The organism is Pararcticibacter amylolyticus (assembly GCF_003130405.1).
Taxonomy (GTDB): Bacteria; Bacteroidota; Bacteroidia; order Sphingobacteriales; family Sphingobacteriaceae; genus Arcticibacter; species Arcticibacter amylolyticus.
In genome coordinates this window covers 458,329-470,497 of sequence record NZ_QEAS01000002.1, presented here as the reverse complement: position 1 = coordinate 470,497, position 12,169 = coordinate 458,329, and the positions used below count along the sequence as shown (strand labels likewise).

The following is a 12,169-nucleotide window of genomic DNA, read 5'->3' as shown; positions in this document are numbered from 1 at the left end:
TTTCTTAATTTCCCGCTTGTCAAAGGGCGTATGCTTTCCCTCTCTCTCTGACTTCGCTTTCCTTCTTTTACTTTCCATACACTTTTTAATTTGTGTATAGCTTTTTTAGGAATGGACATTTAGTCCCGCCGGAAGGCATGGATAAAGTCTAAACCAGGGGAATATTAAAAATCAGGTTATAAATGAGTTTAAGGGCGAAGATGATTATAAGTGTGCCCGCAACCCGGTTAAGGAGAACAATTGTGTTCTCTTTGATTTTGTAACGCAGCTTATTGGCGTAGTAAGCTTTAAGGGTGTCCATGCTGAACTGAGTGACGAGAATGGAACCGAAAAAGGGTATAATCTGCTGAGCTTTTATTTCTCCGGTGACAGAAATAATTCCGCTGGTTACGCTAACCCAGTAAAGAAGGAGGGAGGGGTTTAAAATACACATCAGGAAGCCTTTCAGAAAATAACCTGTATTTCTCTTGGTTGAGGTGGTGTTGTCGTAATTGATCTTCACCTTCTTAAAGAGATAATAACATCCTATTGCTGTTAGAACGGCACTGCCGGCTATACCGATCGGAAGCCTGTAGTTGTTTTCAAATTGTATAAAAGAAGACCCGTAAACCGCGAGTCCCACATAAATCAAATCACTGACAACAACACCCGCCGCCAGCCACATCCCCGCATGAAAGCCTCTTTCAATGCTTGTTTTCAGTAGTGCAAAAAAGACCGGACCCGTCACAAATGAAAGTACTATTCCAAGTCCTACACCAGATATAATTGTTTCGAGCATCTAATTTGTGGTTCGGATTGTGCGAATATCTGATTTTTACAATAAAAAACATCAAATTATCGATTATAATAATATTAAATGATTGCTTCTGAATTCTTAAAAATTTACCTATGTTAGGCGCTCAAAATAAATTTACCCTATATTCCATGCAAGTGAACGAAAATAAAAATTACGGATCGGCATTATATACGCTGGTCATGGTATTCTTTTTCTGGGGCTTTGTTGCGGCCAGTAATGACATCCTGATTCCTGTGTTTAAAGAACATCTGCATCTTGAACAATGGCAGTCACAAATGATCTCTTTTGCTTTCTACGTTGCCTATACGGTAGGATCGATCATCTATACCTTAGTATCAAATTTCAGCGGAGGGGATATCCTGAACAAGATTGGTTATCGTAATGGTATTGCCGTTGGTCTTGGAATATCAGCCCTGGGTACTTTATTGTTTTATCCGGCTGCGGAAACCGCTTCTTTTTCCCTGATGATCTCTGGTTTGTTCATTGTCGGACTTGGATTTTCTTTGCAGCAGACAGCGGCGAACCCATTGGCCATCGCTATGGGGGATCCCAAGACGGGAGCTCAGCGACTAAGTCTGACCGGGGGGGTGAATAACTTCGGAACGACTATCGGCCCGATCCTGGTGAGCCTTGCAATCTTCGGTTCTGTAAATGCCGACGGTTCTGCCAATGTAGCCAGTATCGGCATGGTGAAATTTCCATATCTGATTTTGGGAGCTTTGTTTCTGATCGTAGCGGTCGTATTTTTGTTTTCCGCTATCCCGAATAAGATAGAATCTGCTGCAGATGACGAAGATGAGGTGGCGATCAGCTCGCCGACCGACGTGTCGAATGCCGAAGAGAAGCACTTCTCAAAATCAAAGAAATCTCCGCTTGATTACGCTCAGCTTGTCATGGGTATGATCGGGATCTTCGTATATGTGGGTGTTGAAGTAAGTACGGCGAGTAATCTGCCTGAATTTATGAAACAGGAATTGAATACCCCGACTGAATTTATTGCGCCTTTTGTCTCCCTCTACTGGGCAAGTCTTATGATCGGACGCTGGACTGCTTCTGTAGGAGCGTTTAATTTGTCGGACGGCACAAGAAAAGTGATGAGATTTGTGATGCCTTATATTGCTTTTGCGGTGTTTTTACTGATCAATAAGCTGGCAAATCATGATATCACTCCTTTTTATGTGTATGGTCTGAATATCGTGGTCCTGATCATCGCCGACCTGATGAGTAAAGGAAATCCGGCAAGACAGCTTCTGATCTTCTCGGCAATAGCGATTGCTGCATTGTTTATCGGTATGTTCTCAAGCGGAATGGTCAGCGTATTTGCATTTATCAGCGTAGGGTTGTTCTGTTCAACTCTTTGGCCTTGTATCTTCACTCTTGCCATCGCGGGACTGGGCAAGCATACAAATTCAGGATCGAGCTTCCTCGTGATGATGATCATGGGTGGGGGCGTTGTAAGTTTATTACAGGGCTTTGTAGCAGATCATGTGCTTGGAATTAAATGGTCTTACCTGGTAGGTGTATTGTGTTTTGCTTACCTGGCATTCTATGCATGGCGTGTGAGCGGCATTCTGAAAAGACAGGGCATTGACTTTGATAAAGCAGTAGCTGGCGGTCATTAATTCTTTTTATGCTTGCTGAAAAACCAAGTTTTGATATTATATTCATGAAACTGGCAACCGACCTGGCCCTGCGCTCACATTGCGTAAAGGCCCAGGTCGGAGCCGTTCTGACAAAAGATACCAGAATTATCTCAATCGGGTATAACGGCCCTCCGGCCGGTACTCATAACTGTGATGAGGAGTGGCCGGAAGAAGGCTGCCCGAGAGATTCGCGCGGAAGCTGTTCTCTCGCTCTTCATGCAGAAGAAAATGCCATTCTTTATGCTGTGAAGAACGGCGCAGACCTGGAGGGTTCGACCTTGTATGTTACCTTATCACCTTGTTTGCCCTGTGCCCGTCTTATCTTTTCATCAGGGATAAAGAAAGTGTTTTTTAAGAGCTCCTATGCTGAGTATAAAGGACTTTCTTCGGATGAGGGGGGGGACTTTCTGAATCGTTTTGGCTTGGAGTGCAGGAAGCTGTGAGGGAGTTGTCATTTTCGCCATTAAAAAGATTCTTACGTAAAAAGCCGGACATCGCTGTACCTCGTGTAACAAGGAGGACAAAATGGGATGAATTGGAGGGCTTGTTCCTTGATTACTCTTATTGAATACGTTACCCTTTTTGGGCATATTCTTCCATAATAAACTGTACCGTTATTAGTTGGCCTCTATGAGACGAATTGAGGAAATTTTGAGACAAAACAAATAGCTTCCGGCCTTGCTAAATCGTTTTCTTTGATCTGTTATAAATAGCTAACTATTAACAGCATTAATTAACCAGATCTTTTTTATGAAAAGAAATATACAAGATCATCTTTTTGATCTTTTCGGCAACCTGTCGTTTCGCAGATGGACATTGGTTATTCCCCTGGCGAATTTCCTTGACGAACTCCTCCATTTTTCGACCAACCAAATAGCGGGTAAAAGGCGGGCGGCCTTAGGATTTATTGGCAGCCGAACGCTTAAAACCATTACTTTTTTATTTATTTTTTCTCTGTTATGTGCCTCTGGTAAAGTTTTTGGACTTGCTGGCTCGTCACACGGCTTATCCTCTCCCGGAGAGATTAAGCAGCCCAGAAGTATATCAGGGATAGTTCTCGACGAAACAGGCCAGCCCATCATAGGCGCTTCCATTAAGGAAAAAGGTACTACTAAAGGAACCGTGACAGACGTAAAAGGTCAGTTCACACTAAACGCAGGAGAGAATTCACTACTGGAAATCTCTTACATCGGCTATGTTACGCAAATTGTAAAGGTTGGTTCTTCCGGCACCCTTAGGATCTCGATGAAAGCAGATGAGCAGTCCTTGCAGGAAGTGGTAGTAACAGGTTTCGGCTTGTCGCAAAAAAAGGTTACGATGACAGGTGCAATTTCGACGATAGGGTCGAAAGATATCGCCCGGTCTTCGGCTCCCACAGCGTCGGGTGCGTTAGTGGCTAAAGTGCCCGGCTTAAACTTCAGGCAAACTGACGGGAGACCCGGTTCTTCGGTTAACCTGAGAATTCGAAACATGGGCGATCCCTTGTATGTAATCGATGGTATCCAATCAGATGCGGGGCAGTTTAACAATATTGACTTTAATGATATCGAGTCGGTAGCTGTGCTGAAAGATGCTTCTGCGTCTATTTATGGCGTAAGGGCAGCAAACGGAGTGGTGGTGGTTACTACCAAAAAAGGGAATAAAAATGCTCAGAACACTGTTTCGGTGAGCACTTACTATGGCAGGCAAGACAACTTTAAATTTACTGATCCGGCCGACGCAAAGACCTATGTTAAAAACTATGTTCAGGCTGAAACCCTCAGAGGTGGAAATAGGACATACAGCAAGGAAGAGTATGAGAAATGGATGGCCGGAACGGAAAAAGGTTATCAGGGCTTCGACTGGCTGGATTATATCTGGATATCTGCCCCTCAGAATTACATAAATGCAAATGTTTCCGGCGGATCAGAAAAAACCAGCTATTATATTTCTGTCGGTAATTTGAACCAGGATGCTACTATTGTTAATTACGGTGGTTTTAAGCGAACCAATGCGCAAATGAACATCGAAAGCCAGATCAATAAGCGCCTGAAGATTGGTGCGCGCATGAATGGCCGTATTGAAAAAAGAGAGAATCCTGGTGTTCCGGGTGGAGACGACTACTGGCTGCCCCGCTTCGCGGTTTTAAGAAATACACCGGTGAAGGGGCCTTATGCCAATGATAATCCTTTGTATCCTCAAAAGTCCAGTGATGATGTTCAGACAAATTTCGCCATCCTGAATTACGATCTGTCGGGAAGGATGACCGATACCTGGAGGGTTATGCAACTGCAGGCAAATGGTGAGTATCAGATAATGGATGGATTGAAAGCAAAGGTACTGGGTGGATACTATTTCGCTAACCGTAAGTTTGAAAATCAGGAATATACTTATAAGCTTTATCGTTATGATGCTGCTACTGATACTTACCCTGTAGACTATACGATGAGCGATCCGTACCGGGAACGTATTAACGGATATGTGGAAGAAATGACGTCAAATATACAGCTTGCTTATGATAAAGCATTTGGCCGCCATTCGCTGAGCGCTGTAGCCGGTATGGAAACTATTCAGCGCCGTGATCCAAATAATCAGTTGATAAGCAGACCAGTTGCTAATAATTTACATCTGATAAATGATGTAAAGGAAATCAGGTCGTATAACGATAACGGTGAAAATCCCCAGGCAAGGATCGGTTGGATGGGACGTGTTAATTATGACTATGCCAATAAATATTTGCTTGAATTGTCCGGACGTTATGATGGTTCATGGAAGTTTCCTCCCAATGACCGGTGGGGGTTCTTCCCCTCTGCATCTGTTGGCTGGAGGATTTCGGAAGAAAAGTTCTGGAAGGATCATAAAATCAAAGATGTGATCAGCGACTTGAAGTTGCGTGCTTCCTATGGATTAGTGGGGGATGACAATACTCCTGACTATAATGCATTTGATTACATGTCCGGTTATAACTATAAGTCGGGCGGCTATGTGATCGATGGTGCTTATGTTGTCGGCACCGCACCGCGTGGGTTGCCGGTGACCACTTTATCATGGATCAAAGCAAAGATTTTTGATGCCGGATTTGATGTCTCCTTCCTGAATAACAGGTTGACTGCCCAGCTTGACTATTTCAGACGTTTACGGACGGGATTGCCAGCCTCCCGGTATGACGTATTGTTGCCTTCGGAGCTTGGATTTGACTTGCCCAAGGAAAACTTAAATTCTGATCTCCATAAAGGTATTGACGGAGCTATTCGCTGGTCGGATAAAATAAATGACTTGAATTACAGTATTGGTGCCAGTTTTACGTATTCCCGTTTTTACGATTGGGAGCAATATGATAACCGTAAAAGCAACTCATGGGATGTCTACAGAAACAGCATTAATCACCGGTTTGGATATATCAACTGGGGGCTTGAAGCAATCGGGCAGTTCCAGAGCTGGGAGGAAATAGCCAATTACCCGATTGACAATGATCATGAAGGAAACCGGACACTTCGCCCGGGAGATATCAAATACAAAGATGTGAATGGGGATAAAGTAATTAATAGCATGGATGAACGCCCAATAGGATATCGTCAGGATCAGACTCCGATATTAAACATGGGTTTAAACTTTGCATTCAACTGGAAGAATATTGACCTGGCTTTTGATTTTTCGGGATCAGCATTATCCACTTATAATCAACGGCACGAGCAAGCCGTGCCCTTCCAGAATAATGGGAATAGCCCGCAATTTGTTCTGGAGGATGCATGGCATTTATCTGATATCTGGGATGCTAATAGTGAAATTATTCCTGGTAAATATCCAATGGCTATGTTTAACAGGTCAGGACACAGTAATTATTGGGGCAGTACTTTTTGGAAACATAATGTGCGGTACATGAAACTCCGTAATCTTGAACTGGGATATAACGTACCAAAGAATGTATTAAGCAAAGTTGGCGTTAGCGGACTGCGCGTTTATGTATCCGGGACCAACCTGTTTGCTATAACGAATGTTAAAGGGGCCGATCCTGAGCAGCAGGACGAGAATGGCCTGGGATATCCTACTATGCGAATGTACAATTTTGGTGTAAACCTTAAATTTTAAAACCAATGAAAGGAAGATATTTTATAATTGCCGCAATGGCTTTGTGCTTATCAGGAAGCGGGTGTAGAGATTTTTTAGACCAGGAGCCGGACAAAATTCTGACGAATGATCAGGTTTACGGAGATCCGAACCTGATTAAGTCAGTTCTCGCCAACTTTTATGAACGTGTGAGCAGAGGAAAAACGCCGGATGATAAGGATTATGACTGGGGACAACGACCAGGAGGGGATCTGTATGATTTCACCAGGCTGGATGAGGCTATACGTTATGATTTTGATAATATTAATCAGTTTGACCGGAATCGCTGGAGGACATACGATTATAAGCTGATCCGGAACATAAATCAGTTTCTCCAGGGAGTAAAGGAAACTAAAGTGCTTCAGGAATCAGAAAAGCGACCGTTAGAAGGTGAGGCCCGGTTTATTCGTGCATGGTGCTATTTTAACATGTGCAGAACCCTGGGGGGAATGCCTATTGTAGGTGATGAAGTATTTGTTTATACCCCCGGGATGGATATAACAGCAATTCAATATCCCAGGGCAACGGAAGCGGAGACTTATGATTATATTATCAGCGAATGTCATGCAATAGCTGATATGCTGCCTGCTGAGAAAAATAAAAACTCTTCCAGGGCGAACCGTTGGACGGCCAAGATGCTTGAGGCACGCGCAGCTCTTTATGGCGCTTCGCTGGCTAAATATAATAACCAGATGGCATCACCGATCCAAACTCCGGGAAGAGAGGTCGGAATCGATGCAAGTAAAGCAAGAGATTATTATCAGAAGGCCCTGGATGCAGCTCAATATGTAATAACTAATAGCCCTTATGTCTTGCAGGACAAGCGGCCTGAAAACAAAGCAAGGAACTTCTATGAAGCGGTGTGTGTAAAAGATAACAATTCGGAAGTTATCTGGGCCCGTGACTTTAGTTATCCGGGGCAAACCCATGGCTTTACAAAAAGTAATTTACCTACTACTCTTGCCCAGGATGCTGACGGTAATTATTTATCCGTATTACTTAATTTAGTAGAAGAATATGAGCCTGTTAACACGACTACTCCCGGGCAAGGCAGTAAGTTTGAAGTGGGGACTCTCAGTTCACCTAAATTCTACGAATCAGCAGATGCCCCTTTTAAAGCGCGTGATCCCCGGCTGGGGGGGACTGTAATGTATCCGGGATCATTCTTCGTAGGTGCAGAAGTTGTTCTTCAGGCCGGGCATTTAAATGAACAGAATGGACAATGGGTGAAAAGAGAAGGGGATTCTTATACTTCCGGAAATGGCCCCTTTTATGACCCTTCAAAGAGACTGGTTAATAAAACCGGATTTGGTATCCGGAAATTCCTGGATGAAACTCCTTCTGCCGGAACAATCGGCAGGGGCTCGGAGATGTGGGAGCCTCATTTTCGTATTGCGGAGGCTTATCTTATTGTTGCAGAAGCTTCTCTGGAGTTAAATGGCGGAGCAAATACTATTACTGTAAATGCTATTAATGCAGTGCGTGCACGAGCTGGTGTACAGCCATTAACGACTGTTACCTTCGATAATATAGTTCATGAAAGACGCGTGGAATTTGCGTTTGAAGACCAGCGTTACTGGGATATGTTACGCTGGCGTTTGGCCGACAAAGCCTGGAATGGAAGTCAATCGAACGAGAAGTCGACCCGCCGCGGTTTATGGCCCTATCGGGTTGTATCGCCGGGCGACCCGAATAATGGAAAATGGTTCTTTGAAGAGAAAGATATGAGTTTTATCTATCCCAACCCATTGAAGTTTGAGTTGAAAAACTATTACAGTGAGCTTGACAATAGTTGGCTAAATAACAATCCAAAGATGGTTAAAAATCCGTTTCAATAATTTTTAAGATAGTAAAATGAAAATAGATATTTTTTCAGGTGTTCTCTCGTTTTCCCTGCTGGTGATATTTGCAGGTTGCGGAAAGGACAATTATGATGCGCCCGAGTCTGTTCTGTCGGGGAGGGTAGTCTATGAAGGGCAAGCACTAGATCTGCGTGGTTCGGGGGAAAAGGTTAAGTTACAATTGTATCAGGATGGATACCAAAGACATGATCCCATTAACGTATATGTGGGACAGGACGGTGCTTTTTCTGCTAAATTATTCGATGGCAAATATAAGCTGGTTACGGCAGACCGAACCGGGCCCTGGGTGAATTCACGTGATACGATGATTGTTAACGTAAAAGGAGCTACCACTATTGACGTACCGGTAATTCCATTTTTTACCGTTTCAAACGCCTCTGTTTCTCTTGTTAATAATGAGATGAAGACAACTTTTACGATCAACAAGATCGTACCGGAGGCTGAAATTGACAGAGTAATATTGCTGCTCAATTCAACTGTATTTGTTGATGATCAGATCAATATAATGCGTAAAGATTTCACTGATAACGTTTCTCCCGGCACAGTAAACCTGAGTGCTGATCTTACTGGTAATACAACTGTTTCAAGTGCACCTGTACTTTACGGTCGTGTATGTGTTTGGGCCAAAGGTGCTGACCAGGGGATCTACTCACCAGTGGTGCGCCTGAAATAGTATTTGCTGAATTAAAGCTTTTAGATAGAATTAGTTATTCTGTTTAAAGGAAGACGTTAAATGCAGAGCTGATGTTCAGAAAACCTGACTTCTGCTCTGCATTTAATTTATATGATGATTTTAAAATTGAATAATGAACTCTCCTTATTCGGGTTCTTCTTATTTCTTCGCTCTGCTTAATGCCTCGTCTTCTGTGCATTAATGATCCTGTCATCAAGAGTATGAACTCTCATAAAATGTATGCAGGTGAGAACTAACCTTAAAATTAAGTTGTCTCCATTTCTTCAAGCAATGCTAAAGCCGTGGCATTGATCGTTTGTGCGACTATCTGATGGGGATCTCCTTCAAAATAAAATCTTCGCTGCCAGGACTTGTCTTTGATAAAACCGTGAACGAACATGGTTCCTACGGGCTTTTCGGGTGTTTCGCTTCCGCCGGGGGATGCGAGGCCGGTTACGGCGACAACAATATCTGCGGGAAGAAGATTTTTCAACTCTTCGGCCAGAAGTTGCGTCACCTCGGCAGATTCTGCTGAATATTGATCGATCACCCGGGACGGAATTTTAAAGAGTTCTTCTTTGACGCTGCGGTCATAGCAAACGATACTTCCTTTGATGATATTTCCACAATTCGGGACGGACGTGAAATCATATATCAGTCTCCCGGTGGAGGCACTCTCGGCAAATGATATAGTAAAATCCTTCTCTTTTATCTTAATACAACAGGCTATAACAGATGGTGCGGGCATATATTTAATAATGGAATTGCTAACGTACAAATGATAATAAAGTTTTATTGCCGGGTTAACTGGCTTTTCCTTTTAACTCCCAGTGGTCTTTGATAACGTTACCTTCTGTGTCTTTTTTCAATGTTCGGGCGTAACGCTCTCCTTTAATGGTACCTCCGGGTGTGGCTTTCCCGATGAAAAGCAGGACAGGATTACCCTCCTGGTCGGTTTTAAAAGAGATGTCATAGCGTTTAAAATGGCTATTGATCAATGTTAAGGGGTCGTATTTTCGGGATAGTATTTTAATCAAAGCTTCTCCTGGTTTCATAGATGTGTGTTTAAGGGTAATTGGTAAAAAAATCAACAATAGGGCTTTCCTTTTGTTTATTAAATATGAGTTATCAAAGAATTCTTGATCTGTTAGGCGATAGCGCCGAAACTCTTCTGCAGCATCAGTGTAAAACCATATCTAAAGAGATTTTACATATTCCGTCTCCTGATTTTATTGATAAGGTTTTAGTTCAGACGAACAGGAATCCTCAGGTTTTGAGAAGCTTGTCGTCTATTTTCAATCACGGACGTCTTTCGGGAACCGGCTACCTGTCGATCCTTCCGATCGATCAGGGAATTGAACATACCGCCGGGGCATCGTTTGCGCCGAACCCGATGTACTTTGACCCTGAAAATATCATCAGGCTTGCGATAGAAGGCGGATGTAATGCGGTTGCTACGACTTTTGGCAACCTTGCCATGATGTCGAGGAAATACGCACATAAGATCCCGTTCATTGTAAAAATTAATCATAACGAATTGCTTACCTACCCGACCAAGTACAACCAGATCATGTTTGGATCTGTAGAAGACGCCTGGAACCTGGGGGCAGCAGCAGTTGGTGCAACGATCTATTTTGGTTCGGAAGAGTCGAGCCGGCAGATCATTGAGGTAGCTGAGGCTTTTGAACGGGCTCATGAACTGGGAATGGCTTGTATCCTGTGGTGCTATACCAGGAATAATGCCTTCAAAAAAGATGGTGTAAATTATGAAGTGGCGGCGGACATTACTGGCCAGGCGAATCATTTAGGTGTAACGATCCAGGCTGACATTATTAAGCAGAAAATGCCGGAGAATAATGACGGATTTACGGCTATTAATTTCTCTAAGAGTCATCCGGCGATGTATGATAAGCTGGCTTCTGATCACCCTATTGATCTGTGCCGGTACCAGGTAGCTAACTGCTATATGGGAAGGGCTGGACTGATCAATTCGGGAGGAGAGTCTAAAGGAGTATCTGATCTTGTTGAATCGGTAAAAACGGCAGTGGTTAATAAGAGAGCCGGAGGTACCGGGCTGATTCTTGGAAGAAGAGCTTTTCAGCGTCCCTTTGAAGAAGGAGTGTCGTTTTTACAAACGATGCAGGATGTTTATTTGGCAAACGAAATTGATATAGCCTGATGAGTAAGAGTATAATCACGATCACACTAAACCCTACCGTTGACAAAAGCAGTTCTGTTGACAGGATAACCCCTGAAAGAAAACTGCGTTGTGAACCGCCGAACTTTGAACCCGGAGGCGGTGGGATAAATGTTTCCAGGGGATTGTTACGATTGGGTATTCATTCAAATGCTTTTTTTCCGTCGGCGGGCCGGACGGGTAAACTCCTGGAGGAACTGCTTAGAAAGGAAGGCGTTTCGGTTACACCGTGGGAAGTTTCCGGCGAAACCAGGGAAAATTTTATTGTAGTGGAAAGTTCTACTAACCAGCAGTATCGCTTTGGAATGCCGGGAACTGAAATTCCGGGAACGGAAGCAGACGAAATATTTAAAAGTATCACCGGACTGTCTCCTTTTCCCGATGTTGTTGTGATAAGCGGTAGTATGCCTCCCGGTATGGAGCCGTCTTATTTAAGGAAAATAGTGCGCGCTGCAAAAGAGCGGAATGCCCGGGTTGTTGTAGATACTTCAGGTGATGCACTTACAGAGGTGGTTAAAGAAGGGGTTTTCCTGTTAAAGCCGAATATTGGCGAACTGGCAAGGCTTACCGGAGTGGATTCCCTTGATAATGATTCGGCTGATGAAGCAGCAAAGGAACTGATCGATAGCGGAAAAGCAGAAGTTGTTGTCGTGTCAATGGGACCTCAGGGCGCCTACCTGGTGACGAAGGATCTGAAGGAATATATTCCGGCTCCTGCCGTAAAGAAGCTAAGCACTGTTGGGGCGGGCGACAGTATGGTTGCCGGAATGGTATCCGTCCTGGCTAATGAGGGAAGTTTCATTGATATGGCAAAGATGGGAGTGGCGTGCGGTTCTGCGGCAACTATGAATCCGGGTACCGGCTTGTTTAAAAAGCAGGATGCGGAGAGGTTGTTTGAATGGCTGAGGAAAC

The 12,169-nt window shown here is 43.8% G+C and carries 10 protein-coding genes; 7 read left to right on the top strand and 3 right to left on the bottom strand.

The window, feature by feature from the left end:
- Positions 1–148: 148 nt before the first annotated feature.
- Positions 149–778: a LysE family translocator gene (locus DDR33_RS04405; protein WP_109414535.1), complete on the bottom strand. Its 630-nt coding sequence runs from the start codon at positions 776–778 to the stop codon at positions 149–151.
- A gap of 146 nt (positions 779–924) precedes the next feature.
- Between DDR33_RS04405 and DDR33_RS04400 the strand changes: the two genes are divergently transcribed.
- The 5 genes from DDR33_RS04400 (at position 925) to DDR33_RS04380 (ending at position 9,060) form a co-directional block, all read left to right on the top strand.
- On the top strand, positions 925–2,418 hold the full coding sequence (locus DDR33_RS04400) for an MFS transporter (RefSeq protein WP_109414574.1): 1,494 nt from the start codon (positions 925–927) through the stop codon (positions 2,416–2,418).
- Between the two features lie 44 nt (positions 2,419–2,462).
- Positions 2,463–2,882, top strand: a complete 420-nt coding sequence (locus tag DDR33_RS04395) for a deoxycytidylate deaminase (protein ID WP_202913649.1) — start codon at positions 2,463–2,465, stop codon at positions 2,880–2,882.
- 307 nt (positions 2,883–3,189) lie between these two features.
- On the top strand, positions 3,190–6,507 hold the full coding sequence (locus DDR33_RS04390) for a SusC/RagA family TonB-linked outer membrane protein (RefSeq protein WP_109414533.1): 3,318 nt from the start codon (positions 3,190–3,192) through the stop codon (positions 6,505–6,507).
- A gap of 5 nt (positions 6,508–6,512) precedes the next feature.
- Entirely contained in the window at positions 6,513–8,363 is a 1,851-nt protein-coding gene (locus DDR33_RS04385; protein ID WP_109414532.1) for a RagB/SusD family nutrient uptake outer membrane protein, read from the top strand.
- 16 nt (positions 8,364–8,379) lie between these two features.
- Positions 8,380–9,060 carry a DUF3823 domain-containing protein gene (locus tag DDR33_RS04380; protein WP_109414531.1) on the top strand — a complete coding sequence of 227 codons (681 nt, stop codon included), beginning with the start codon at positions 8,380–8,382 and terminating at the stop codon, positions 9,058–9,060.
- Between the two features lie 265 nt (positions 9,061–9,325).
- Here the strand turns inward: DDR33_RS04380 and DDR33_RS04375 are convergent, their stop codons facing one another.
- Positions 9,326–9,808 carry a CinA family protein gene (locus tag DDR33_RS04375; protein WP_109414530.1) on the bottom strand — a complete coding sequence of 161 codons (483 nt, stop codon included), beginning with the start codon at positions 9,806–9,808 and terminating at the stop codon, positions 9,326–9,328.
- 55 nt (positions 9,809–9,863) lie between these two features.
- Positions 9,864–10,115, bottom strand: a complete 252-nt coding sequence (locus tag DDR33_RS04370) for a hypothetical protein (protein ID WP_109414529.1) — start codon at positions 10,113–10,115, stop codon at positions 9,864–9,866.
- Between the two features lie 65 nt (positions 10,116–10,180).
- Between DDR33_RS04370 and DDR33_RS04365 the strand changes: the two genes are divergently transcribed.
- Both DDR33_RS04365 and DDR33_RS04360 read left to right on the top strand, forming a co-directional pair.
- On the top strand, positions 10,181–11,239 hold the full coding sequence (locus DDR33_RS04365) for a class I fructose-bisphosphate aldolase (protein ID WP_109414528.1): 1,059 nt from the start codon (positions 10,181–10,183) through the stop codon (positions 11,237–11,239).
- On the top strand, positions 11,239–12,169 hold a 931-nt coding region (locus tag DDR33_RS04360), incomplete at its 3' end, for a 1-phosphofructokinase family hexose kinase (protein ID WP_109414527.1). The genes DDR33_RS04365 and DDR33_RS04360, both read left to right, overlap by 1 nt.